21 protein-coding genes and 1 tRNA gene are annotated in these 23,265 nt (G+C 58.4%); 7 read left to right on the forward strand and 15 right to left on the reverse strand.

Annotated elements, in window-relative coordinates; translation table 11 throughout:
• Positions 1–172: 172 nt before the first annotated feature.
• Positions 173–1,303 carry an arsenate reductase/protein-tyrosine-phosphatase family protein gene (locus ROTMU0001_RS06975; RefSeq protein WP_005508911.1) on the forward strand — a complete coding sequence of 377 codons (1,131 nt, stop codon included), beginning with the start codon at positions 173–175 and terminating at the stop codon, positions 1,301–1,303.
• Between the two features lie 135 nt (positions 1,304–1,438).
• On the opposite strand, the gene ROTMU0001_RS06980 is transcribed toward ROTMU0001_RS06975, so the two are convergent.
• From ROTMU0001_RS06980 to ROTMU0001_RS06990, 3 genes are all read right to left on the reverse strand, one after another.
• Positions 1,439–2,419 (reverse strand): ribose-phosphate diphosphokinase, encoded by a 981-nt coding sequence (locus tag ROTMU0001_RS06980; protein ID WP_005508913.1) that lies wholly within the window; start codon positions 2,417–2,419, stop codon positions 1,439–1,441.
• Between the two features lie 20 nt (positions 2,420–2,439).
• Complete coding sequence (glmU, locus tag ROTMU0001_RS06985) at positions 2,440–3,894, reverse strand: bifunctional UDP-N-acetylglucosamine diphosphorylase/glucosamine-1-phosphate N-acetyltransferase GlmU (RefSeq protein WP_005508914.1); 1,455 nt, start codon at positions 3,892–3,894, stop codon at positions 2,440–2,442.
• 87 nt (positions 3,895–3,981) lie between these two features.
• Positions 3,982–4,052: transfer RNA gene (locus ROTMU0001_RS06990), tRNA-Gln, on the reverse strand.
• A gap of 234 nt (positions 4,053–4,286) precedes the next feature.
• Between ROTMU0001_RS06990 and ROTMU0001_RS06995 the strand changes: the two genes are divergently transcribed.
• Positions 4,287–6,131, forward strand: a complete 1,845-nt coding sequence (locus ROTMU0001_RS06995) for an ABC-F family ATP-binding cassette domain-containing protein (protein ID WP_005508915.1) — start codon at positions 4,287–4,289, stop codon at positions 6,129–6,131.
• Between the two features lie 86 nt (positions 6,132–6,217).
• Here the strand turns inward: ROTMU0001_RS06995 and ROTMU0001_RS09240 are convergent, their stop codons facing one another.
• From ROTMU0001_RS09240 to rsmI, 8 genes are all read right to left on the reverse strand, one after another.
• Positions 6,218–6,562 carry a glycosyltransferase gene (locus tag ROTMU0001_RS09240; RefSeq protein WP_162013012.1) on the reverse strand — a complete coding sequence of 115 codons (345 nt, stop codon included), beginning with the start codon at positions 6,560–6,562 and terminating at the stop codon, positions 6,218–6,220.
• The gene (locus ROTMU0001_RS09245; RefSeq protein ID WP_162013013.1) at positions 6,537–7,031 is read right to left on the reverse strand and encodes a glycosyltransferase; all 495 of its coding nucleotides are present in this window, start codon (positions 7,029–7,031) and stop codon (positions 6,537–6,539) included. The genes ROTMU0001_RS09240 and ROTMU0001_RS09245 overlap by 26 nt, the downstream gene beginning before the upstream one ends.
• A gap of 254 nt (positions 7,032–7,285) precedes the next feature.
• Positions 7,286–8,293 carry a GHMP family kinase ATP-binding protein gene (locus ROTMU0001_RS07010; protein WP_005508918.1) on the reverse strand — a complete coding sequence of 336 codons (1,008 nt, stop codon included), beginning with the start codon at positions 8,291–8,293 and terminating at the stop codon, positions 7,286–7,288.
• A gap of 68 nt (positions 8,294–8,361) precedes the next feature.
• Entirely contained in the window at positions 8,362–9,234 is an 873-nt protein-coding gene (gene rsmA / locus ROTMU0001_RS07015) for a 16S rRNA (adenine(1518)-N(6)/adenine(1519)-N(6))-dimethyltransferase RsmA (RefSeq protein WP_005508919.1), read from the reverse strand.
• Between the two features lie 45 nt (positions 9,235–9,279).
• Entirely contained in the window at positions 9,280–10,101 is an 822-nt protein-coding gene (locus tag ROTMU0001_RS07020) for a glycosyltransferase family 25 protein (RefSeq protein ID WP_005508921.1), read from the reverse strand.
• 389 nt (positions 10,102–10,490) lie between these two features.
• Complete coding sequence (locus ROTMU0001_RS07025) at positions 10,491–11,309, reverse strand: glycosyltransferase family 25 protein (protein ID WP_005508923.1); 819 nt, start codon at positions 11,307–11,309, stop codon at positions 10,491–10,493.
• Between the two features lie 216 nt (positions 11,310–11,525).
• The gene (locus ROTMU0001_RS07030) at positions 11,526–12,599 is read right to left on the reverse strand and encodes a TatD family hydrolase (protein ID WP_005508924.1); all 1,074 of its coding nucleotides are present in this window, start codon (positions 12,597–12,599) and stop codon (positions 11,526–11,528) included.
• A 37-nt stretch (positions 12,600–12,636) separates the two neighbouring features.
• The gene (rsmI, locus tag ROTMU0001_RS07035; RefSeq protein WP_005508925.1) at positions 12,637–13,560 is read right to left on the reverse strand and encodes a 16S rRNA (cytidine(1402)-2'-O)-methyltransferase; all 924 of its coding nucleotides are present in this window, start codon (positions 13,558–13,560) and stop codon (positions 12,637–12,639) included.
• Positions 13,561–13,744: 184 nt separating this feature from the next.
• Between rsmI and ROTMU0001_RS07040 the strand changes: the two genes are divergently transcribed.
• Positions 13,745–15,391: a dolichyl-phosphate-mannose--protein mannosyltransferase gene (locus tag ROTMU0001_RS07040; protein WP_005508926.1), complete on the forward strand. Its 1,647-nt coding sequence runs from the start codon at positions 13,745–13,747 to the stop codon at positions 15,389–15,391.
• Between the two features lie 121 nt (positions 15,392–15,512).
• On the opposite strand, the gene ROTMU0001_RS07045 is transcribed toward ROTMU0001_RS07040, so the two are convergent.
• The 3 genes from ROTMU0001_RS07045 to ROTMU0001_RS07055 form a co-directional block, all read right to left on the reverse strand.
• Positions 15,513–16,847 carry a DUF1461 domain-containing protein gene (locus ROTMU0001_RS07045; RefSeq protein ID WP_005508927.1) on the reverse strand — a complete coding sequence of 445 codons (1,335 nt, stop codon included), beginning with the start codon at positions 16,845–16,847 and terminating at the stop codon, positions 15,513–15,515.
• 147 nt (positions 16,848–16,994) lie between these two features.
• Positions 16,995–17,222: a DUF3499 family protein gene (locus ROTMU0001_RS07050; protein WP_005506884.1), complete on the reverse strand. Its 228-nt coding sequence runs from the start codon at positions 17,220–17,222 to the stop codon at positions 16,995–16,997.
• 20 nt (positions 17,223–17,242) lie between these two features.
• On the reverse strand, positions 17,243–17,659 hold the full coding sequence (locus tag ROTMU0001_RS07055) for a WhiB family transcriptional regulator (protein ID WP_005508928.1): 417 nt from the start codon (positions 17,657–17,659) through the stop codon (positions 17,243–17,245).
• Positions 17,660–18,313: 654 nt separating this feature from the next.
• Here ROTMU0001_RS07055 and ROTMU0001_RS07060 point away from each other — a divergent pair.
• A complete protein-coding gene (locus ROTMU0001_RS07060) occupies positions 18,314–19,114 on the forward strand; it encodes a TIGR03089 family protein (protein WP_005508929.1) in 801 nt (266 codons plus the stop codon).
• A gap of 181 nt (positions 19,115–19,295) precedes the next feature.
• On the opposite strand, the gene ROTMU0001_RS07065 is transcribed toward ROTMU0001_RS07060, so the two are convergent.
• Positions 19,296–19,913: a GtrA family protein gene (locus tag ROTMU0001_RS07065; RefSeq protein ID WP_005508930.1), complete on the reverse strand. Its 618-nt coding sequence runs from the start codon at positions 19,911–19,913 to the stop codon at positions 19,296–19,298.
• Between the two features lie 343 nt (positions 19,914–20,256).
• On the opposite strand from ROTMU0001_RS07065, the gene ROTMU0001_RS07070 reads away from it, so the two are divergent.
• The 3 genes from ROTMU0001_RS07070 (at position 20,257) to ROTMU0001_RS07080 (ending at position 23,226) form a co-directional block, all read left to right on the forward strand.
• Complete coding sequence (locus ROTMU0001_RS07070) at positions 20,257–21,447, forward strand: 5-(carboxyamino)imidazole ribonucleotide synthase (RefSeq protein ID WP_005508931.1); 1,191 nt, start codon at positions 20,257–20,259, stop codon at positions 21,445–21,447.
• 99 nt (positions 21,448–21,546) lie between these two features.
• A complete protein-coding gene (gene purE / locus ROTMU0001_RS07075; RefSeq protein ID WP_005506874.1) occupies positions 21,547–22,185 on the forward strand; it encodes a 5-(carboxyamino)imidazole ribonucleotide mutase in 639 nt (212 codons plus the stop codon).
• A 39-nt stretch (positions 22,186–22,224) separates the two neighbouring features.
• Positions 22,225–23,226 carry a lipid II:glycine glycyltransferase FemX gene (locus ROTMU0001_RS07080; RefSeq protein WP_005506872.1) on the forward strand — a complete coding sequence of 334 codons (1,002 nt, stop codon included), beginning with the start codon at positions 22,225–22,227 and terminating at the stop codon, positions 23,224–23,226.
• Positions 23,227–23,265: the final 39 nt, after the last annotated feature.

Below are 23,265 nucleotides of genomic sequence, written 5' to 3' on the forward strand. Positions count from 1 at the left end.
CATCCATTCCACGCCTAAAGCATAAGACGTTGAGGCGTATTTGCCACACACAGGAAAAGGAACCGCTGAAGGTGCAAGTAACTCGGTATGATAGATACTATTCATTCAACCAACCCGACACTTCCGGCTTCCCTGTTCACTGTTGGGTACGTCAATTAGAAAAGGCTTTTTGATGGGCATCTTCAACATTAAGTCCCTCAAGGACAAGTACGCGTGGGGCTCCTCCGAGGACAAAACCAACTCCGCAGAAACCACCGAGGAGCACCCGGCGACCGTTGCTTCTTCCTCCGCAAATATTGCCGACGGAGTCCGTTCCCTCATTAAGAGCAACCCCGAACTGGCGGGCAAGAACCGCCGCGGGGTAGCCAGCCGTACCATCACCCCCGACGGTTCGCTCCGCGAAGCCATCGAAGACTACGAAGTCCGTTCCCCCGCCGAGGTAGCCAGCCAGGAAGTCACTCCCGAGGAAGAGCTCAGTGCCGACGGCACTGCAACCGTCTCCGCACAGCCCCTCACCCACACCGACATCGAGGCCACCCCCGACGACATCCTCGACGTAGACGGCAAGCCCGCAGGACCCAGCATTATCCGCGTGGGTCAGCACAACGCGCCCACCGTTGATGCCGAAGAGCTCGCCGACCCGAAAGAAGCCAACAGCCAGAGCGCAGGAAACGCGCAGCCCTCCCCCGCTACTAACACCCGCAGCGAACGCACCCCGCAGTTCAAGCTCTCCCCCAAAAACCTCAACCGTACCGGTAGCACTAGCGGTGACGGCCCCTTCGAAGCAGTCTTCGTCTGCACCGGAAACATTGCCCGTAGCGCATCCGGCGAGGTAATTTCCAAGCACCTTGCCGCAGAATACGGCCTGGAAGACAAATGGATTTTCTCCAGCGCAGGCACCGGCGCCCTCGTCGGTCACGGCGTCTACGAACACGTAGCTAACGAGCTTATCAAGCGAGGCTACAACCCGGAGGGCTTCGCATCTCGCCAGCTCAACGAGCAAATTATTGAGAACGCCACCATCATCCTGGTCGCTGAGAAGGTACACGCCGACTGGATCGTGCGCGAGTGGCCCCAGCACCACTCCAAGATCAAGCTGCTCAAGCAGACCGCACGTATCCGTGAGGAAGCGCGCCGCGCCGAGCCGCTTTCCTACCTCTACTCCTACGGTGCCCGCCCGCTCGATATCGACAGGTTGGAAGACCCCTACCGTCGCGGCCTCGCAGCAGCAAAGGTCGCAGTGGACGAAGTGGAACAGTCCCTGCGCGTGATTCTGCCCTGGCTCGCACAGGCACACCGCTAAGCACGCGGCGCTAAATACAGCACTAACCCGGCAGGAACAGGCCTCTGCTCCAGCCGGGTTAGCTTTAGTCTCAGCACAAGAAAGTCCCCCACCGACCACGGTCAGCGGGGGACTTTCTACATGCTCTGAGAAAACTTAGTGATCGAAAATCTCGGTCACAGAGCCCTCGTCGAAGACCTCACGGATAGCGCGAGCAATCAACGGAGCAATGGAGAGAATAGTCAGGTTATCGAACTGCTTCTCTTCCGGCACGGGCAGGGTGTTAGTCACGATGACCTCCACAGCACCGCACTGAGACAGACGCTCAGCAGCCGGATCGGACAGAACCGGGTGGGTAGCTGCGATAATAACTTCCTTTGCACCCTTGTCCATGAGGACCTTCACAGCACCAGCAATGGTGCCGCCGGTGTCAATCATGTCGTCAATCAGCACACAGGTACGACCCTCGATGTCACCCACAACAGTCTTAGAAACAGCATGGTTGGGGACGTTAATGTCGCGGGTCTTGTGCACGAACGCCAGGGGTGCGCCGTCCAGCAGATCAGCCCAGTGCTCAGCCACGCGGACACGACCGGTATCCGGGGACACAACGGTCACGTTGGACAAGTCTTCCACGCGCTCGCGGATGTGCTTAGCCAGAACCGGAATCGCGAAGAGGTGATCCAGCGGGCCGTCGAAGAAGCCCTGAATCTGCGAAGTGTGCAGATCCACGCACATCAGGCGGTCAGCACCAGCGGTCTTGTACAGATCCGAAATCAGACGTGCCGAGATAGGCTCACGACCCTTGTGCTTCTTGTCCTGACGAGCATAGGGGTAGAAAGGAGACACCACGGTAATAGAGCGAGCAGATGCACGCTTGAGTGCATCAATCATAATGAGCTGCTCCATGAGCCATTCGTTGATAGGTGCCGGGTGCGACTGAATCACGAAAGCGTCCGCACCGCGCACCGACTCCTCAAAACGGACGTAGGTCTCGCCATTGGCGAAGGTGTATGCGGAGGTGGGCAGCAGGTCGTGGTCAAGAGCCTGTGCGATCTCCTCGGCAAGCTTGGGGTGTGCTCGACCGGAGACCACTACAAGCTTGCGCTCACCGGGGTTGGTAATCTCGCTACTCATGGTGTTGTTCTTTCCTCGAATTAGGATTCTGCCGGTTCCTGAGCGCCAGCAGCCTTGGCGGCTTCGGCGGGTTCGGTACCAGCACGGTTCTTCAGGACCCAGCCCTCGATGGTGCGCTGGGAAGTCTCAGAGTAGGCGAGGGCACCCGCAGGAACATCCTTACGGATGAGCGCGCCCGCGCCGGAGTAGGCACCGTCACCAACGGTAACAGGTGCGACGTAAATACCCGCGGAGCCCATGCGAGCATGAGCACCAATAACGGAGCGGTTCTTCACCAGACCGTTATAGTTCGCGAAAATAGAGCCTGCACCAATGTTCGCGCCCTCACCGATGGTGGCGTCACCAACGTAGGACAGGTGCGGAATCTTTGCGCCATCACCAATCTGCGAGTTCTTAGCCTCGCAGAAAGTGCCAAGCTTAGCGTCCTTGCCCAGGGTGGTACCAGGGCGCAGGTATGCGAAGGGACCAACAGTTGCACCTTCGCCGATGACAGCACCAAAACCGTGAGTGCGGATGACGGTAGCGTCAGCCTCGACGGTCATGTCAGTCAGGGTGGTGTCCGGGCCAATAGTAGCGCCGGTAGCAACGGTGGTGGAGCCGTGCAGCTGCACACCGGGCAGCAGGGTCACATCGTTCTCAATGGTGACAGTAACGTCAATCCAGGTGTTCTGCGGATCAACGATAGTCACGCCGTTACGCATGTGCGCCTCAAGGATGCGGTTGTTGAGCATACGACCCAGCTGAGCCAGCTGCACGCGGTCGTTAGCGCCTTCAACCTCCCAGCGGTCCTCAATAGCCAGAGCGGAGGTGCGGTGGCCCTTCGAACGAGCAATGGACAGAACGTCGGTAATGTACTTCTCGCCCTGTGCGTTGTTGGTGGTCACCTCGAGCAGTGCCTCACGCAGAACAGCGGCGTCAAAAGCGTAAATACCGGAGTTGATCTCGGTAATTTCGAGCTCTTCGGGGGAAGCGTCCTTCGCCTCAACAATAGCGGTCACTTCGCCAGCCTGGTTACGGACAATACGACCGTAGGCGCCGGGCTCATCAATGTGGGTGGTCAGGACAGTTACGGAGTTCTTGTCTTCCTCGTGGAAGGCGATCAGTTCGCGCAGAGTCTCGGGGCGTAGCAGAGGAACATCGCCGTAGGTCACCAGGACGGTGCCGGAGACCGGTGCCTGCGCATCCAGGGCGTTCAGACCGACCTCAACAGCGCGGCCGGTACCCGAAATCTCATCCTGATCAACGATGGTTACCTCAGGGTCAAACGCAAGCACATGCTCAGCGACCTTATCACGCTGGTGGCGTACCACAACAGCGAGGCGCTCAGGGTTCAGATCGCGTGCAGCAGCGACAGCGTGCTCAACCATGGATCGACCACCAATGCCGTGCATGACCTTGGGGGTCGCGGACTTCATGCGCGTACCAGCGCCTGCGGCGAGAACGATTACTGCAGAGGGTGCCAGTTCAGTGTTCACTGGGAAGACTCCTTAGACGAGGTTGTAAGAGTGAGGAGTGAGCGCGGACCGCTAACTCTCTATCAACGGTGCCGTTGAGTGCTTACGCTCCGCCACTAGGACTCGAACCTAGACAAACGGCTCCAAAGGCCGCTGTGCTGCCATTACACCATGGCGGATTATCCATACATTCATATGAGTTCCCAGCTACGGGTCCCCATTGTCATTGACCGCCATTTTGGGCATAGAACAGCGCAATGCAGGAAATGCTTTCCTCAGTTTATCAAATATCTGTGCTCAACTTATCCGCGCACCCCGCAATCCCCACAGCTTTTCTCAGCACCGCCAAGTACCCCCTCATCAAAGATTGGAACGCTACTTGAACTGAAGACTCACCCTGTACCCTAGAAGGCGTGGCACATCTACTTGGCGGCGAATCGCTGCACCTCGAATTCCCTACCCGAACCATCTTTGAGGGCATCACGGTCGGTTTGAACGAAGGCGACCGCATCGGCATTGTCGGTCGCAACGGCGACGGCAAGTCCACCCTCATGAAGATCCTTGCCGGCCGGCTCGAACCGGACTCCGGCCGCGTTACCGTGCGCGGCGGCACCCGCATTGGCTACCTTGACCAGTCCGATGTTCTTGACGACGACCACACGGTTGGCTACGCGATTGTGGGCGACACCCCCGAATACGAGTGGGCCTCGCAACCCCGTATCCGCGATGTCATCTCGGGCCTGGTCTCCGATCTGCCCTGGGATGCACCCGTCTCTTCGCTCTCTGGCGGTCAGCGTCGACGCGTAGCGCTCGCCTCCCTGCTCGCGCAGGAGTGGGACGTGCTGATGCTCGACGAGCCCACCAACCACCTGGACGTTGAAGCCATCACCTGGCTCGCTAACCACCTGAAGTCCCGCTGGTCCAAGAATGCTGGCGGACTCATGGTCGTCACCCACGACCGCTGGTTCCTTGACGAAATCTGTACCGACACCTGGGAAGTGCACGACCGCATCGTCGAGCCCTTCGAGGGCGGCTACGCAGCGTATATCCTGCAGCGTGTGGAACGTGACCGTCAGGCGGCCGCAGCGGAGGCGAAGCGTCAGAACCTGATGCGCAAGGAGCTCGCTTGGCTGCGCCGCGGTGCGCCCGCGCGTACCTCCAAGCCGAAGTTCCGCATTGATGCCGCCAACGCCCTCATTGCGGACGTTCCGCCGGTGCGTGACACCGTGGAGCTGAAGAAGATGGCGGTCTCCCGCCTCGGCAAGGACGTGGTCGATCTCGAAAACGTTTCCGTCGTCTACGACGACCCCTCGATGCCCGGCGGCAAGCGCCCGGTGTTGAAGAAGGTCACCTGGCGTATTGCCCCCGGCGAGCGCACCGGCATCCTGGGTGTGAACGGCGCGGGTAAGTCCACTCTGCTCTCCCTGGTGACCGGCGATTTGAAGCCGACCGAGGGCCGCGTCAAGCACGGTAAGACTGTGAAGATTGCGACCCTGACTCAGCAGCTCGATGAACTCAACGAGGTTGCTAACGACCGCGTCTCGGATGTGATTGGCCGCAAGAAGCGTAGCTACATTGCCGATGGTAAAGAGCTGTCCCCCTCGCAGATGCTGGAGCGTCTGGGCTTTACGAGCGCCCAGCTGTCTACCCCGGTCAAGGACCTGTCGGGTGGTCAGAAGCGTCGCCTTCAGCTCATGCTGATTCTGCTGGATGAACCGAACGTGCTGATTCTCGACGAGCCATCCAACGATCTGGATACCGATATGCTCGCCGCGATGGAGGACCTGCTGGACACCTGGCCGGGCACCCTGCTGGTGGTCAGCCACGACCGTTACCTTATGGAGCGCGTAACAGATCAGCAGTACGCGGTGATTGATGGCTCGTTCCGTCACCTGCCCGGTGGTGTGGACGAATACCTGGCGCTCTCTGCAGCCGGTGCTGGCGGCTCGGCGGCAGGCTCCGCACAGGCGCGTTCCACCGCTCCGACGCAGAAGGCTTCGGCGCAGGAGGCGGAGGCGCCCGCCAGGCCGAAGGTTTCCGGTGCCGAGCAGCGTGCGGCTCAGAAGGAGTCCGGTGCGATTGAGCGTCGCCTGGCGAAGCTTGCCACGGAGCAGGAGAAGCTCTCCGAGCAGATGAGCACGCACGACCCGAGCGATTATGCCGGCCTGGCGGCTCTCGGCGAGCAGCAGCAGGCGCTCCAGGATGAGATTGACGAGCTAGAAATGCGCTGGCTCGAACTCTCCGAACTGCTCGGCTAAGGTCTACTGATATAAGGAATGCCGGTTCTAGATTGAATCTAGAACCGGCATTTGCGCATATATTTAGTTCTCCGTTACTGCGGCTACTAACGGTGAATAGATTCGAAAAGCTTTTCCCAATGCCGAACAACATATTCGGGCGAGAAAGTGCGAGACTTTTCACGACACAACGCAGACTTTTGAGCCCGCAACTGAGCATCGCTCATCGCCAGACGCATTTGCTCTTGCAGAGCTTCAACGCTGGGCTCCTCCGCAAGATACCCCACTTCAGGAACCATCTCTCGAAGCGCCCACGAGGAAGGATAGGAAATGAGAGGAGTTCCTACCTGCATAGCCTCCAAGAAAGACGTTGGAAGACCTTCGAAATCCGATGCCATAACAGCTAGAGAACTCTCAGCAAAATGCTCAATCACTTCCTCTGCATTGAGCACGCCCCCCCCCCAGTTCAACACACTGAGCGGTTTCTGGATCAAGCTGAGCTAGGTATTTCTCAACGGCGAGGATTTCCTCTTCCAAACCGTTACCGTTAATACGCAATACCCATTCAGGGAAATCAGCAGCACACGCAGCAAAACTTTCGAGGATACGATTCAGGCCTTTTTCAGGTCCATACCGTCCTACAAATTGGATAATGGGCTTCTTCTCCCCCAGACGCACCATCTCAGAGATCTCTTCCGAAAGAGGTTCAATAAGGTTATGAACAGCCTCTACAGGGCGGTTCAGCCACTGAGCAAACAGCGTAGCGTCGCCCTCAGATAGCGTTACGAATGAGTCATAAGACGCAGCAACCTTACGGAGAGTCTTTTCCTCATCCAAACGATAGGTACTGTTGTAGCCGCTATGAAATTCGTGGATGTACCCGATGCCCTTTTTAGCATCGGATTGAGCGTACTTCGCCATGTAATCTGCAGTCTTCGCCATAGACGTCAAAACAACAGTCTCTTTACCGAAAGACCGCAGGTAGCGGCGGGTCCGGAAAGTGTTATAGCAGTCCCACAGGACCGTAAAACACTTCTTAGCCGCCAGTGCAGCTCCCAGAGGACCAGGATTGGTGTACACCAGTCGGTTATGGGTCGTTTTATTCACCAAAGGACCCGAGTTGACCACAAAATCCGGCTCAATAGCGTCCAGATGACCGGCGGTATTGTCGAAGACTAATGATACAGAATCGCACTAACCGCGCTCACAGCGTGGTTGCCCGCAGCGCGAAGAGTGGAGGCAAGAGCCTCCGCCCGAGCCTGCGAAGAAATCAGCAGAAGCACCGTCGGACCGGAACCGGACACCAGGGAGGCGTACACGCCCTCGCTCTCGCACAGGTTCAGGGTCTGCTCCAGCTGCGGGGCGCACGAAAGCGCGGGAGCCTGCAGGTCGTTACGTAGCAGCGGTGCCAAGGAGGCGAGCGCCGCCTCCGAACCGTCATAAGAATTCAGGGCGCTCAGAAGCTCTACGGGTTCCACCAACTCACCGGAGGCGGGATACTCACCGGCGGCACGGCCCGCGTCCAGCTGCTTGAATACGCTGGGGGTGGAGAGGCCAAACTGCGCGGCAACAATCACCAGGTGCAGAGGTTCCCGAGGCGCCGCAACATTCTGCAGCTCGGTACCGGTCCCCTGCCCCAGTGCGAGGGTCTGCCCGAGCGCGGCACGCACGCTAAAGGGAATATCGGCGCCCAGTTGCGCGGCAAGACGTTCATAATCCGTCTGGGTCAGGAGCGCACCGGTGCGGCCGGTTGCGTGCAGGTAGCGGTCCGTAGCAATGAGGGCGGCAGCCGCGTCCGCTGAGCCGCCAGCCATACCGCCAGCCACGGGCACAGCCTTCGCAATATGCAGGTGCAGCGCCGGGACAGATTCGATGCCGTGCTCCGCAAGAATCAGCGCAGCGGCACGGTACACGAGATTCCGCTCATCCATTGGCACAGCGGCAGGGTCGAACTGCCCCGCCTGCATCTGCTGATCCACCAGGGAGCCGGGCACAATATCCATGCTCAAGCTCAGCCCCGGTGCCTGCCCTTCAGAGACGGTGACGGTCTCGGTCAGAGAAACCGCCACAAAAAGCGTAGTCAACGGGTGGTAGCCGTCCGGACGAACATCCCCCACGGCAAGGTACAGATTGACCTTACCGGGAGCATCAACCGAAATAGCGACCTGGGAGGCGGTACTCATCAGCGCATACACCTTTCGCGAGGGAACTCGCGTGAGAACGTCAGTGAAAAATTTAGAGCGGGAAGAAGCTACTCCGCTACAGGCTCAGCCGGGACAGTCAGCGAAGCCTCCGCAATGCGGATAAAACCGTGAATATCCAGCTTCTCGCCGCGCTCCGTCGGAGCGATACCGGCAGCCACCAGAATCTGCTCCGCACGCGCACCCGAGCCCGCCCAGGAGCTCAACGCAGCGCGCAGAGTCTTACGGCGCTGAGCGAAAGCAGCGTCCACAATCGTGAATACCAGGTCGCGGTCAACGGTCGAGAGAGGCTCCTCGCGCATACGGAAACCCACCAGACCAGAGTTAATCTTCGGTGCAGGCCAGAACACGTTCTTGCCAATCACGCCCGCCTTATACACCTCGGCATACCAATTAGCCTTCACCGAGGGCACACCGTAGATCTTCGAGCCCGGGGTCGCCGAAAGACGGTCGGCGACCTCGTCCTGAACCATCACCAGGGCGTGACGGATACTCGGGAACTGCGCAAACAGGTGCAGAAGCACCGGAACCGCCACGTTATAGGGCAGGTTCGCCACCAGAGCATCCGGAGTGCGAGGCAGCTCGGTGACCTTCAAAGCGTCCATAAGCACCACGTCAATATCGCCCCCCTTCTCGGGGCGGAACTTCTCAATCGTGTGCGGAAGCTGCTGCGCCAACGGCGGGTCAATCTCAACCGCCACCATGTCCTTCGCAGCATCCAGGATGCCGAGGGTCAGCGAGCCCAGGCCCGGGCCGACCTCCAGTACCGTCTCCTCCGGTGAAATCTCTGCCGCGTTGACAATACGACGAATCGTATTGGGGTCAATCACAAAGTTCTGCCCAAGAGTCTTCGTCGGACGAATACCGAGCATCTCGGCAAGCTCGCGAATCTCAGCAGGGCCGAGCAGGGGCAGATCGTTCACAGCGTTCCTTCACATAGGTGGATGGTGGGGAGGTTACAGTTTAGATTACCGCGAGAAACGCTGCTTCACCTCATCAAGAGTGGCTTCCAGAGCGTTCTTAGCGTTTGTAATACGCTTCTTCGGAGCCAACGCAATACGCACTCGGTCCAGAGGACCAGTACCGTGCTGGAGGCTATTCACCTTATCCAGATGACGCTTACCGGATTCCAGGATGACGCTACTGCCCTCCCAGCCGCACAGGCCCGGCTGCACAAAACGCACATCCACACCCCACTGCTGGTACAGCTTGTAATCATCAGCCACGGTACCCGGCACCTTATCCTCAAACTGCTTAAGCAACAACTCAGCACCCGAACGGGAAATCAGATACAGGCCAGTACAAACCAAAGGCCAGCTACCGTACGGCTTACCCATACGGTACTTACCGTGCACAAAAGGAGACAGCAGAGACAGGCGGATGTATTCCACCTGCGGGTTCAGCTTGCCGGCATCATTTGCGAAAGAATCGCTGAGGTTCACCAACTGTACCTGCGGGTACTTCGTGATGATTGCGTTCACCACCGCCTCAGCATCCGGAGAAATAAGGATGTCGTCTTCGGCGATCAGCGCCCAATCGGCGTCACTTGCAACAAAGTCACGCCACATATTCACATGGCTGAGCATGCAACCCTTCTCCGCGGGGCTAGGGTCACAATGCCAACGGCTACGGAAAAACTCAACGTCAAATTCTTCATCAGCGACGTGATTATCACGGTTATCCACCGCAGGATAACGAACAAAATCCTTCGCGGGCGCACCTACCGAATAGAACGAATCGAAACGGTTCGCGCCATCCAGACCCAGAACATATTTCAGAATCTTTGCCATGTTTTTCCTTTCAATAGCTCATCCAGAAAACCTAAGCGATAGAAGATCGCAAAGGTTAATGATGAGTTTTCAGAACAACAGACCACCTGCACGACAGAAGGGGTCATCCATCTTAAAAATCAGTGCGTTAATGGCGTGAAGTCTGAATATTGAGCCTGTGATAAATACGCACACTACTGTGCAATGTAGAAAGAATTCTATCATTCACCATGCACCAATCTCAGGTGTCCGCAGGTTAAAACGCGGTACGACACGCGTCGTACCGGTGCACAGCAAAAACAATCCTCTCCCTACCATATACACACAATAGAGAGGGGATAAACGACAGGGCAGAAGACCCACATATACATTTTTATGTGATGACAGTACCCCAATCCATCTCTGGATTATCATCCTAGACGCTGCTTCACATCATCGAGAGTGGCATCCAGGATGTTCTTCGCGTTCGCAATACGCTTCTTCGGCGCCAGGGCGATGCGCAACCGGTCGAGAAAACCTGTGCCATGCTGCGTGCTCTTGAGACTTTCCAGGTGACGAACGCCAGAAGTTTGAATGAGGCTGCTGCCTTCCCAACCGCACAGGCCGGGCTGCACCAAATATACGTCCACTCCCCATTCTCGGTAGAGAGAATAATCATCAGCAACAACTCCGGGAACCGTCTCTCCAAAACATTCTACGAGTCGTTCAGCCCCAGAACGCGAAAGAAGATACAAGGCGGCACCATACAGAGGCTTTGAACCATAGGCACTACCCATACGGTACTTGCCGTACACAAAAGGAGAAAGCAACGAAAGACGGGGATAATCAACCTGCGGGTTGAGCTTGCCAGCTTCAGAAGCGTAGATATCGCCCAGGTTAACCATCTGCACGTGAGGATACTTTTCGATAATCCTCTCCACTACAGGCTGCAGGTCAGGGGAAATGAGGACATCGTCCTCTGCCAGCAAAGCCCAGTCGGCATCTGAAGCGAGGAAGTCCTTCCACATGTTGTAGTGGCTCAGCATGCAGCCCTTCTCCGCGGGACTAGGATCGCGATGCCAGCGCTTACGGAACACCTCAACATCAAATTCTTCATCAGTGACGTGATCATCACGGTTATCCACCGCAGAATAAGGCACGAAATCCTTCGCGGGTACGCCAACCGAATAGAACGATTCAAAACGATTCGCGCCATCCAGGCCCAGAACATACTTCAGAATCTTTGCCATAGTATCCTCCTAAAACACCAGCCATGGGGTGCTATACATAAACTCTTGTCGGGATGTTCGCAGCACCAATTATTGAGGCACCATACGCACCTAAATACTGCAAACCAAATCATGGCATAGCTGTTTGAGTGAGTTATTTGTAGTCGCTACAGTCTAGCACGCAGCCACGCACCGCGAAGCTGCCCAGAGTAACTATCCGCTACAGGCTGTACGCGCCTACCACTGACCGTATACCCGCTCCGAATTCTCACGAATACGGCGGCAGAGCATCTCCAGCTCCTCACCGCGGTGAGCCGCCATAAAACGTACCGTGTAATTTGTCATGTAGGACGCATTCGGGCGGCCACGGAACGGATGCGGAGTCAAGAACGGTGCATCCGTCTCAGCCAACATCAGCTCCGGGCGAGCCATCGCCAACGACTCCTGAATACCCTTCGAATTCTTGAAAGTCACCGTGCCGGCAAAGCTCATATACCAGCCACGCTCATTGCAGATCGCCGCAAGCTCCGGGCCACCCGAATAGCAGTGGAACACGGTACGTTCCGGCGCACCCTCTTCATCCAGGATCCGCACAACGTCCTCGTGCGCGTCACGGTCGTGAATCTGCAGCGCCAGGTTATGCTTCTTTGCCAGACGGATGTGCTCGCGGAAGCTGTAGTGCTGTGCTTCCTTACCCTCATCTCCGGTGCGGAAGTAGTCCAGGCCGGTCTCACCGATGGCGCGCACGCGGTCGGCGGTGGCAAGCTCGTCGAGGGTGGCGATCGCCGCCTCCAACTGTCCGGCTGCAGCCAGCTCGGGGGCGGTGTTCGGGTGAATGGCGACGGCGGCCAGCACACGCTCGTCAGCCTGGGCGGCGGCCACGGCGTAGAGGGAGGAGGGGATATCGCATCCGACCTGCACGATGGCGCCGATGCCGAGCTTCTCACCGGCATCGAGCGCATCGCGGGCACTGATTTCTACCTCGCCGTCGAGTAGGTCCATGTGGGTGTGGTTATCCACAATCGGGTACGGTAGCGGCTCGGGGGCGGGTGGGAAGACCAGGTTGCGGCTGCGACCGTTCTCGCCGGTGGTGGAGCGGCGGCGGGTTCCCTCTCCGCCTTCGGCGTCGCTGATGCCGGTGTAGAGTTCCGCCTTATAGGGTGCGGGTACTTCACCGGGCACCGGCTCCCAGCCGTTAGGCAGGGTGGTTGCCTGGAGTGCCGCGGGGGTGGGCAGGGTGTAGTTCGCCAGGGCGGCGAGGGAGTTCAGGTACTCCTGGGTGATTTCAGGACCGGGGTGGCTCTGACACATTGATAAATCCTCGGGATAAAACTGCGGGTGTTTTGGGTTATTCGGAGCGGGCAGCCAGGGCTGCCTCGTACAGGTCACGCTTGGAGGTGCCGGTCTCGGCAGCGACCGCGGCGCAGGCGCTCTTGAGGCGCTCGCCGCCCGCTACACGGTCGAGAACCAGCTGCACGACGTCCTGCGCTTCGGGAGTTTCGGGGGCCTGCGCGCCCTCAACAATAATGACGATTTCGCCTCGGACGCGTTCAGACTCAGCCCATTCGGCAAGCTCAGCCAGGGTACCGCGTCGAACCTCTTCGTGAAGCTTAGTTAGCTCACGGCTGACCGTTCCGCGGCGGTCAGCGCCGAAGATCTGCACGAAGTCTGCCAGGGTTGCGGCGGTGCGGTGCGGGGATTCGTAGAAAATCATGGTGCGCTCCTCTCCCGCCAGCGAGGCGAGGCGGCGCGAACGCTCGGAGCCCTTGCGGGCGAGGAAACCCTCAAAGGTAAATCGTCCGGTGGGCAGACCCGAGAGCGCGAGCGCGGTCAGTGCAGCGGAGGGGCCGGGCACCACGGTGACGGGCAGGTCGGCTTCCGCGACGGCTGCGGCGGCAACGTAGCCGGGGTCGGAGATGGTGGGCATGCCCGCATCCGAGAGCAACAGCACGCGCTGACCTTCCTGCACCGCCTGCACGATGGTTGCGCTACGTTCAGCTTCGTTGTGGTCGTGGTTGACGATGACGCGGCCGCGGGTGCGCACGCCAAGCCCGGAGGCGAGGGTTCGTAGCTTGCGGGTGTCTTCAACGGCGATGAGGTCTGCGGTGGCGAGGGCTGAGCGCAGTCGGTCGGAGGCGTCAGCGAGGTTGCCGATGGGGGTGCCGCCGAGGATGAGTACGCCGTCTTCTTCGGAGGTGACAGCGGTATCGGGCGCCTCGACCGTTTCTGCGGGGTCGACGATCTCTTCGGTGTATTCTGCGGGTGCGGTCATGGCAGGCCTCGTGTCTGTGTCTGGTCTTCGTGTACCCACTAAGTGTAACGCCCGCGCTCTGTCCGGCGCCGGGTGATCTTGCCGGGCGGGGCGCTGCCTCAGGCGCAGGTTCAGGGTGCTTCATATAAGCCGTTCACGGGCTGAAATGGTGCATCGTGCGTTCTGACCCTTTAGGATTGATGGGGTGAAGATACCTAAGCTACTTTCTCCCGCATCTGCCGCTCCGGTTGGTCCGGCCGATTTGACCCGTTCTTCGTCTGAACGCGGTCGTTACGGCCTCGATTCTCTGCTGGATGCGCTCGCTGTTGCCTATATTCGTGCCCCGCGTTGGGGTTGGTTGGTGCCTGCATTGATTGTGCTGGTTGCCGGTATTCTGCGTTTTTATAATTTGGCGCATCCGAATGCCATTGTTTTTGATGAGACGTACTACGCCAAGGACGCCTACTCGTATGTGCATTATGGCTATGAGTTGAGCTGGTCGAAGGACGCTAATGCTTCCTTTGCTGCCGGTCACCCGTCGGGTCTGTTGACGGATTCGCCGGAGTATGTGGTGCATCCTCCGTTGGGTAAGTGGATGATTGCCGCGGGCATGGCAATTTTTGGTGATAATAATCCCTTTGGTTGGCGTGTTTCTGCTGCGGTGATTGGCACCCTGTCGGTGGCGTTGATTGCCTATGTTGGCTGGTTGCTGTTCCGTTCGATGACGGTGGCGACTATTGCGGCGTTGCTGGCTGCTGTGGATGGTCTGATGCTGGTGGAGTCTCGTCTGGCTCTGCTGGATATTTTCCAGATGTTCTGGATTCTCGCGACTTTTGTGTGTCTGGTGCTTGACCGTATTCAGGCGCGGCGCGTGTTGGCGCGCAATATTGCGGAGGCGGCACGCCAGAATAGCGGTGTGCTTCCGCCGATGCCGTGGGGCCCGAGCATGGGTCTGCGCCTGTGGCGTTTCGCTGCCGGTGTGTGTGCCGGTGCCGCGGTGGGTGTGAAGTGGAATTCGCTGTTCTTCGTTGCGGCGATGGGTCTGCTGACGGTGTTCTGGGATATTAATGCTCGCCGTATTGTGGGCCTGGACAAGTGGGGTTTGACGGCGCTGGTGCGTGACGGCATCCCCGCGTTCTTCCAGATGATTGGTGTGGGTCTGCTGGTGTATTTGAGCACCTGGGCAGGCTGGTTCCAGTCGTCGAATGCGTATTTCCGCCGTTGGGCTGTTGAGAACCCGGGCAAGGGTGTCATGTGGCTTCCTGAGGATCTGCGTTCCCTGTGGGAGTACCATGTGTCGGCGTTTAAGTTCCATTCTGGTTTGAGTAGCCCGCATACGTATGCTTCGCAGGCGTGGCAGTGGCTGGTTTTGGGTCGCCCGACCTCGTACTACTATGAGTCGCCGAAGCTGGGTTCTTCGGGTTGTACCGTGAAGTCCTGTTCCGAGGCTATTTTGAATATCGGTAACCCGGCGATTTGGTGGGCGTTTATTCCGGCGATTATTGTGGCGCTTCTGGTCCTGCTGTTGAAGCGTGATTGGCGTTTTGGTGCGCTGCTGGTTGTGTTCGGTGCGGGCTATTTCCCGTGGTTTATGTACCCGACCCGCACGATGTTCTACTTCTACGCGCTGTCCTTTGAGCCGTTCCTGATCCTGCTGTTGGCGGGTGTTTTGGGTCTGGCGCTGTCGGGTGCTCGCGGTTCGGTGTTGCGTGCCCGTTTGGGCGTGACGCTGGTGGCGATTTACCTGGTGGGTGTGCTCATGTTGAGTGCGTACTTTATGCCGCTGTGGACTGCTCAGGTGATTCCGTATGAGCAGTGGTATTCGCACATGTGGTTTAAGTCCTGGATTTAGGGCTCGAGCGATACGAGCTTGGGTATAGCGAAGGGGGCTGGGTTCTACCGTGTGGTAGAGCCCAGCCCCCTTTGTTGTGCCCTTTCCGCGCTGGTTTGCACGGTGAAGCGGCTTGATGATTTTAGTTCTCGCCGACTCGTGCGGAGGCGAGCTTGACGCGCAGTTCCTGGCGTTCCTGGCGACGGCGTTCTGCCTTGAGCTTGCGGTACTTGGTGGGCCAGGTGGTCACGAGCAGGAGGATAATCTGCGCTGCTGCGAGGACCGCTACAGCGATTGCCGCGTCAATCCAGAATTGCGGCGGGTAGAGGCGGATCAGGGAGCTTCGTATGGAGAATTCCCAGTTGCCCTGCGGGAAGAACACCTGGTGGAAGGTAGTGAACAGCCATTCCCAACCGAAGACGCCCACGACACCGAGCACCGCAATGAGTCCCAGGGTAATCCATGCGCCGGCAAAGAGGCTACGGCGGATGGTGCCGGGGGCGCGCTCGCGCAGGGAGATGCTGCTAAAGAGCGTCAGCAGGAAGAGTGCGGCAACGGCTACGGTGGCGATGAGCAGTACCCATTTCACGTCGTGCATGTGGTTCACTTCTGCTTCGGTGAAGGCGAGGGTGTTGTCGGCACCGGTGGTGACTCGGGCGAGGTATTCGCGCGGCGCGAAGTTGTTGATGTAGTCCACGCCGTAGGAGCCCAGGCGCATCCTCTCGACGAGGTAGTAGCCGTAGCTATCTTCGGGGAATCCGGGGCGGTGGTATTCGAGCCAGAGGAAGGGCGCGGAGGCTACAGCGCGGATCGCGATCATGAGTACGGTCAGCGGTACGGTGAGCGCGATGAGGGTTGCACGGAGTTTGAGGAAGCGCGGGGTGTCTTCCACGGCGTCTTCGCGGGCTGCGGCGCGTTCTGCTGCTTCGGGCGAGGTTGCCAGGGAAGACAGCGGCGCGTTGGGGTCCGCGACCGCGTGGGTGTGACCGGTGCGGGTGGTTTCGGTGCGGTACTTGCGTCCGGCGGTGGAGGCGCTTGCCGCCTCCGCGGTAGCGACGGGTTCGGCTTCAGCGGCATTTTCTGCTTCTGCTGCTGCAGCTGCTTCTGCTTCGGCTGCCTTCTGCATGGTTTCGCGGTTGAGGTCGCTGAGCGTCGGGTTTTTGGGGGTGCTCTGCGAGTCGCGTACGAGGGGCACGAAGCCGGTGGAGACGTTGGTGCGGGTGCGTACGCGGGTGCCGACGCCCTGTTCGCGGAGTTTGCTGCGTGCGGGGACGACGGGTACGGAGCCGGTAGGCAGGTCGGGTTCTTCGGCGACGGTGGGTACGTCTGCTGCGATGCGTCCGAAGGCGCCGGTGTGCGGTGCCGGTTCGCTGGTCACAGTCTCTGCTCGGCGAGCTTTGAGGAGTTCTTCGGCGCTATTTCGGCGGATGGCCGGGCGCAGTGCGCCCCACATTCCTCGGTGTGTTTCTTTGCTCATGGATCTCGCGTTCTTTTCGAGTGAATGGTGTTTGAGTGAGTTGCGGGTGTCTGTACTATCTGCCAGTTTCTCATACGCAAAGAACCTTCCGCATGAATTCGCGGAAGGTTCTTTGCATTCGGGTGTTTAAATTCTTGGGTTCGAATTCTAGGATTCGGTGGTGTCCGAACCCTGGACGGGTACCTTGTAGACCACTCGCCAACCCTGCGGTGCCGTCAGTCGTGCGGCGTGGTCGTCGCAGAGGTCGTAGGCGTGGGGTTCGCGGAATTCAGAGAGTGCGTCAATGATTGCCGTGGAGTCTGCGTAGGAGTAGTGGAGAGTAACAGTCGCCTCTCGCTGGCAGGTTTGGCGGGAGCACAGTCGTGCGGTCTGCATGTGGATGGTACCTTCCTGGCTTAGCTCGCCTGCTTGCGCAGTCGGCGGCGTTCACGTTCTGACAGCCCGCCCCAGATTCCGAAGCGCTCGTCATTGTCCATTGCATATTGTAGACATTCTTCGCGCACGGGGCATACACCGCATACCCTTTTGGCGTCTCGGGTGGAGCCGCCCTTCTCGGGGAAGAAGGCTTCGGGATCGGTCTGGGCGCAGAGTGCTTCAGCTTGCCAGGCGAGTTCTCCGTCTTCGCCTTCGGTTCCGTAGAGTCCTGCCGCTGCGGTCCATACGTCGGTGCAGGCAGGCATGTTTCGTTCTGCGTCTGCGAGAAAGGCGTCGGCGGCTTTTTCGAGAGATTGAGTGGGATTCATGCTACGGTGCTGAGCGCCTGATGCGCGCGCGGCCGCGATGGAGCGGTCCGATGCAATGTAGGAGCCCATGGGTTTTCCTTCCGTGTTCTCATTGTGAGCTTAATGAGTCTGCGGATCCGTCGTGGACGGAATCTTAGTGTGTATGGTGTGGCATGGCTTGCTTTGGCCTCTACGGTCCCTTCCAGAGCAAACACGCTTATATATCTATTAGACGTGCGACACGCCGTTTCGTCAAACTAGACTTAAACAATATTTAGATGTATGTGTTAGGGGCGTCATATTTAATGTAAATTTGACCTTTATATATTTTCGCATGCACCACTTGCCCTCGCTCACATCTAAGGGGCACCTTAAGTTTCCCCTTCTCCAGGGCTAGTTTCCACCGCCTGCAAATTCCGCATCCTGACTGCAAATATAAGGGCTTACGGCGACCACCCCCGCCCATCCCATCTCAAGCTCGGGGAAAGAATCTAATAATTAGATAAGGAAAACTTATCTTTTTCACTATGCAGTTTCTGAATATTTTTCCGAGGCATTGCGAAGCATTTACATTTCCAACTTATTTTTATGCCACATTACCAAAATGAGGCTTTAGGGCTGTCAAACATTTTGAACCATTAGGTTTTTAGGGCACCCTTAGGTGTTTTTACTTTACCTCTGTATCTTTTAACACCGCGCACATTCTCCCTAACCTCTCCACCCCGGTGCGGTAGAGTGAAACCCATGGTTACTCTCTCCCCCACCGGCGCATCCGTGCCTACAACTCTGAACCGCTTCTTTGAGAAGCTCAGCAGCCAGCAGACCCCCGCCCTCATCTGGTACTCGGCAAACGGCGAGCGCATCGAGCTCTCCGGCAGGGTCCTCATGAACTGGATTGATAAGAGCGCAAACCTGCTGGTTGAAGAATGCGAGCTGGAGCCCGGCGAGGGTTTTGATCTTCAGGCACCCCTGCACTGGCGCACTATTGTTCTGGGCCTGGCGGCGCTGCGAGTTGGTGCGCTACTGCACCAGGATGAGCCGCTGGTTGCCGCGGTCTGCACCGAACAGGAGGCGGGCTACACGAATGACCCCGCGTACCTTCTGGCGGTGGATCGTGCCCCGCTGGCGCTTTCTTACACCGGCAATCTGCAGGCGCTGTCTTCCTACGCTGATGAGGTACTCGATTATTGCGCGCTGGTGCGCAGCTTTGGCGACCAGTACTCGGGGTTGCTTCCCGATGATTCGGCAGAAATCATTGAGGGTTTCAGCTACGCGGAAGCCTACGAGCAGGTTCTTGCGCAGGCACAGGCCTATCGTACGGCGGGCTATACGCTACCTTCGGGGCCGCGTGCGCTCGCTTTGGAGTTGAGCCCCGACTACGGTTTTGATGCCTCGGAGGCGACCCTGAGCGCTCTGCTGGAGGTGCTAGCTATTTTGACTTCGGGGCATGCGGTGTTTGTGGCTGACCCGAGCGTCAACTGGCAGGATGGGCAGCTTACGTCTTTGATGGTTGCCGAGCGGGCGGCGGAGATTCCCCGCGCATAGTGCCGTCCCTCCCCTGTTGCCCGAGAATTGTGCGGAAGGCTAACGGTCGCGCGGAACACTAACAAACACAGCGCCAACAGGCATATAGGGCTTTAAACGATTCATCCCCCGATACCGTTCGTATCGGGGGATGAATCGTTATATCACGTTCTAGCTAAGCCGTTTCTGCAATCCAAGAACCTTAGGAGTTCTGCGAGCCGGGCTTAGGCTGTGCCTCGGGTGCAGTTGCTTCAGAGGTTGCCTTACGTGCTGCAGGTTCTTCACCGTCAAGAATGGCGGCGGCTTCATCAAACATGCGGCCGAGCTCCTCGTGGTCGGTACCTTCGCCCTCTTCAACCTTCTGGCGGTGCGAACCGTACACCCAGAAGCGGTAGAGGAAGTAGCGAAGAATGGTGCCCAGAATGGTACCGATGATCGTACCGGAGATGAAGGATGCCTCGGGGGTGCGCAGGTTCAGCACGTAGGTACTGAATGCCACGCAGCCTGCTTCAACGAGAATACCGAGCAGGTTGACCAGGCCGAATTCGACCGCTTCACGCTTCCAGTTTTCGGAGCGGGAGTCGCGGAAGGTCCACAGGCGGTTCATGAGCCAAGAGAAGATGGTTGCGACAATACTTGCAACGACCTTCGCCTTGGTGTGGGACTCCGACATGATGGTCGTCATCAGCACCCACACCGTTACAGAGTTGACGATGAAGGCGGCACCGCCCACGGTACCGAATTTGAGCACCTCAATACCGTAGCTGTCCCAGAGGGATTTCAGGCGTTCGGTGAGGGTCGGTTTCGTCTGTGCGCTCATGCGGGACCTATCTAGCGGAGATTTATCGGGAAAAAGGGAAAGATTGGCGCCGGTTGGCGTTGGTAACGCAATGTCCGACGGTTGTTTCAGCCTCTTTTACAAGCTCTTATATGTTAATACAGTCCCGGTTGGTTGTTTGTACCTTTGAGAGTTTTTCCACGGACCTCCCAGCTAACGAGACATTCCCTTTCATCTCACGTTGACTGGGCAGAAGGCACGTTTTGATGGCTTTCACCCGTATCAAAGCCCACATATTGGGCTCCGCATCCCCTTTGAACTTATTCTGTGACCTTAATGTGGTCTTGCTCCCACAGGCTCTCCGAACCCGGTACACTTAGGTGATGTGACTTACCCTGTGACTGGACCCGTAATTGGCGTCATCGGCGGAGGCCAGCTGGCCCGCATGATGGCTCCCGCAGCAACTAACCTTGGCCTGAACCTGCAGATTCTCGCGGAGGCGCCCACCGTTGGCGCCGTGGCAGCGGTACGTACCGCACCCGTCGGGGACTACAAAGATCTGGACACCCTCCGCGAATTTGCTCGCGGCAAGGATGTCATCACTTTCGATCATGAGCACGTGCCCACTGAATTTCTGCGCACCCTCATGGCGGAGGGTGTGAATGTTCAGCCCCGTCCCGAAGCTCTCCAGTACGCTCAGGACAAGCTCCTGATGCGCGCCGCTATTGAGCGTCTGGGCCTGCCGAACCCCCGCTGGGCTAAGGTTTCTACCCTGGACGAGCTGCTCGCCTTCGGCGATGAAATCGGCTGGCCCGTGGTGCTGAAGACCCCGCGCGGCGGCTACGACGGCAAGGGCGTACTCGTTCTGGATTCCCCCGAGGAGGCCCGCGAGCGCAGCGCCGAATGGTTCAAGCAGCTGCCTTCCCGCACCGATTTCTCCGCCCTACTTGCCGAGGAGAAGGTACCCTTCACCCGTGAGCTCTCCGCTCTAGTGGCTCGCCGTGAAAGCGGCGAGGTGCGCCCCTGGCCGGTCGTTGAGACCATCCAGGTGAACTCCATCTGTGATGAGGTCATTGCACCCGCACAGGACCTGGACCCCGAGATCGCTGAGGCTGCCGCAGCCGCTGCGGTGACCATTGCCTCCGAGCTGGGCGTGACCGGTGTAATGGCTGCCGAGCTTTTCGAGGTTCCCGGCTCCCCCGCAGGCTTCTACATCAATGAGCTGGCGATGCGCCCGCACAATACCGGCCACTGGACTCAGGACGGCTCGGTGACCAGCCAGTTTGAGCAGCACCTGCGTGCGGTACTCGACCTTCCGCTGGGTGATACCTCCGTGCTGGAGGGTGTTGCCGTGATGAAGAACTACCTGGGCGGCGAGAACGAAGATATTTTCGGTGTCTACCCACTGGCGCTTTCGGCTGAACCGCGCGCAAAGATCCACTTCTACGGCAAGGAAACTCGCCCGGGCCGCAAGATTGGTCACGTGAATATTTCTGGCACGGTGGCTGAGCTTGAGGAGCTGCGCCATAGCGCCGCAAATGCCGCCTCCATTTTGCGTGACGGCCGCCCCCTGTAGCCCTATTTTTAGCCGGTGCGTGGGGTGAGAGCATCCTGCGTATCCGACGCACCCTGTTGATGGTGGTTCGCCACCGCATCCTGAAAGGATATGAGGATTATGTCTCAGTCTCCCTATAATTCTTCCCAGCCCATTGTTGGCATTGTGATGGGTTCGGATTCGGATTGGTCGGTCATGGAGGCCGCAGCCGAGGTTCTGGACGAGTTCGGCATCCCTTACGAGGCTGATGTTGTTTCTGCACACCGCATGCCCGAGGACATGATTGAGTACGGCAAGAAGGCTCACAGCCGCGGTATTCGCGTGATTATTGCCGGTGCCGGCGGCGCCGCTCACCTGCCCGGTATGCTCGCTTCCGTCACCGCTCTGCCTGTGATTGGTGTTCCGGTGCGTCTGAAGAACCTCGAGGGCATGGACTCGCTGCTGTCGATTGTTCAGATGCCCGCCGGTGTTCCGGTAGCTACCGTCTCCATTAACGGCGCTCGCAATGCGGGTCTGCTGGCTCTGCGTATTCTGGGTTCGGGCACCGATGCGTTTGCTCAGCAGGTTCACGCTGATTTGCGTCAGTTCTCTCAGGATCTGCGCCAGACCGCAATGGACAAGGGAGCAGCTCTGCGCACCCGCGTTGCCGAGGCGAAGGCAAAGGCAGCTGCCGAGCGCGAGGCGGAGGAGAGCTCCTCCGCACCCCGCCCCGCTTCTGCTCCCGAGGCCTCGTCGGAGCCCCAGGCTTACGTTCCCTAAGCTCGGATACACTAGCCTAAGCTCGGATACACTAGAAGGATGAGCAATATTCTTCAGTCCGATATTTGGGCACGTTTTCAGGAATCGAATGGTCACACCGTAATCCGTAAGAGCGGTAACGGCTGGTCGTACCTTGCGACCGTTGAGGGCGGCGCTACCGGCCGCTACCTGTACAGCCCGTACGGACCGGTCGCCTCCAGCGCTGTGGCTTTTGATGAGGCTCTCACGTCGTTGAAGGAAGAAGCTGCGAAGCATCGTTGCCTGTTTGTGCGCATTGAGCCGACTGAATCCGCTATTTGGGGCGATCAGGATGCGGCTGCTTTCTTGGCTCGTCGCGGTGCGGTTCTGGCTCCTCGCCAGGTGCAGCCTTCGCACACTCAGATTATTGATCTTTCGGGCTCTGAGGACGAGATCCTCAAGGGTATGAAGTCCAATAACCGCAACCTGCACCGCAATATCCACAAGAAGGGCGTGACCATTGAGGTGTCGACGAACCCTGAGGATTTGTCGATTCTGTTCGCGTTCTTGGATGAGACCGCAGACCGTAACGGTTTTAACCGTCAGCAGGATGAGTACCTGATGCAGGTTGCTCGCGTGCTGATGCCCGCCGGTGCGGCGTCCCTGTACATTGCGAAGCTGACCGATGAGAACGGTGAGAGCACCCCGATTGCGGCGGCGTTTGTGTACGATTCGGATGACACCCGCACCTACGCGCATGCGGCGGCTTCTTTTGAGCATCGTCGCCTGTCCGCGGGCATTCCGGTGGTGACGAACTTTATCCTGGACGCTAAGCGTAAGGGTCTGAAGTACGTTGACCTCTTCGGTATTGCCCCGGAGGATCAGCCGGATCACGAGTGGGCTGGTTTCACCAAGTTCAAGAAGTCCTTCGGCGGCGAGTCGGTGGAGTACCCGGGTACCTGGGATGTTCCGGTAACTTCTTTGGGTTACCGCGCCTACACGCTGGCGTACAAGGCTCGTCCGGCGGTTCGCGATGCGGTATCTAAGGCCAAGGCGAAGGTTCAGTCTTTCCGCTCTCGCTAACGGGTTCAGGCGCACCGCTACTGGGGCGTATCCTGAGAA

The organism is Rothia mucilaginosa ATCC 25296 (assembly GCF_000175615.1).
Taxonomy (GTDB): Bacteria; Actinomycetota; Actinomycetes; order Actinomycetales; family Micrococcaceae; genus Rothia; species Rothia mucilaginosa.

What these genes read in the sequence shown, in the direction of transcription:
- ROTMU0001_RS06975 (WP_005508911.1), top strand. Translation starts at nt 173, where the DNA reads ATGGGCATCTTCAACATTAAGTCCCTCAAGGACAAGTACGCGTGGGGC.
- ROTMU0001_RS06980 (WP_005508913.1), bottom strand. Translation starts at nt 2,419, where the DNA reads ATGAGTAGCGAGATTACCAACCCCGGTGAGCGCAAGCTTGTAGTGGTC.
- ROTMU0001_RS09245 (WP_162013013.1), bottom strand. Translation starts at nt 7,031, where the DNA reads ATGGCGAAGTACGCTCAATCCGATGCTAAAAAGGGCATCGGGTACATC.
- ROTMU0001_RS07010 (WP_005508918.1), bottom strand. Translation starts at nt 8,293, where the DNA reads ATGAGTACCGCCTCCCAGGTCGCTATTTCGGTTGATGCTCCCGGTAAG.
- ROTMU0001_RS07020 (WP_005508921.1), bottom strand. Translation starts at nt 10,101, where the DNA reads ATGGCAAAGATTCTGAAATATGTTCTGGGTCTGGATGGCGCGAACCGT.
- ROTMU0001_RS07025 (WP_005508923.1), bottom strand. Translation starts at nt 11,309, where the DNA reads ATGGCAAAGATTCTGAAGTATGTTCTGGGCCTGGATGGCGCGAATCGT.
- ROTMU0001_RS07030 (WP_005508924.1), bottom strand. Translation starts at nt 12,599, where the DNA reads ATGTGTCAGAGCCACCCCGGTCCTGAAATCACCCAGGAGTACCTGAAC.
- rsmI (WP_005508925.1), bottom strand. Translation starts at nt 13,560, where the DNA reads ATGACCGCACCCGCAGAATACACCGAAGAGATCGTCGACCCCGCAGAA.
- ROTMU0001_RS07045 (WP_005508927.1), bottom strand. Translation starts at nt 16,847, where the DNA reads ATGAGCAAAGAAACACACCGAGGAATGTGGGGCGCACTGCGCCCGGCC.
- ROTMU0001_RS07050 (WP_005506884.1), bottom strand. Translation starts at nt 17,222, where the DNA reads ATGCAGACCGCACGACTGTGCTCCCGCCAAACCTGCCAGCGAGAGGCG.
- ROTMU0001_RS07055 (WP_005508928.1), bottom strand. Translation starts at nt 17,659, where the DNA reads ATGGGCTCCTACATTGCATCGGACCGCTCCATCGCGGCCGCGCGCGCA.
- ROTMU0001_RS07060 (WP_005508929.1), top strand. Translation starts at nt 18,314, where the DNA reads ATGGTTACTCTCTCCCCCACCGGCGCATCCGTGCCTACAACTCTGAAC.
- ROTMU0001_RS07065 (WP_005508930.1), bottom strand. Translation starts at nt 19,913, where the DNA reads ATGAGCGCACAGACGAAACCGACCCTCACCGAACGCCTGAAATCCCTC.
- purE (WP_005506874.1), top strand. Translation starts at nt 21,547, where the DNA reads ATGTCTCAGTCTCCCTATAATTCTTCCCAGCCCATTGTTGGCATTGTG.
- ROTMU0001_RS07080 (WP_005506872.1), top strand. Translation starts at nt 22,225, where the DNA reads ATGAGCAATATTCTTCAGTCCGATATTTGGGCACGTTTTCAGGAATCG.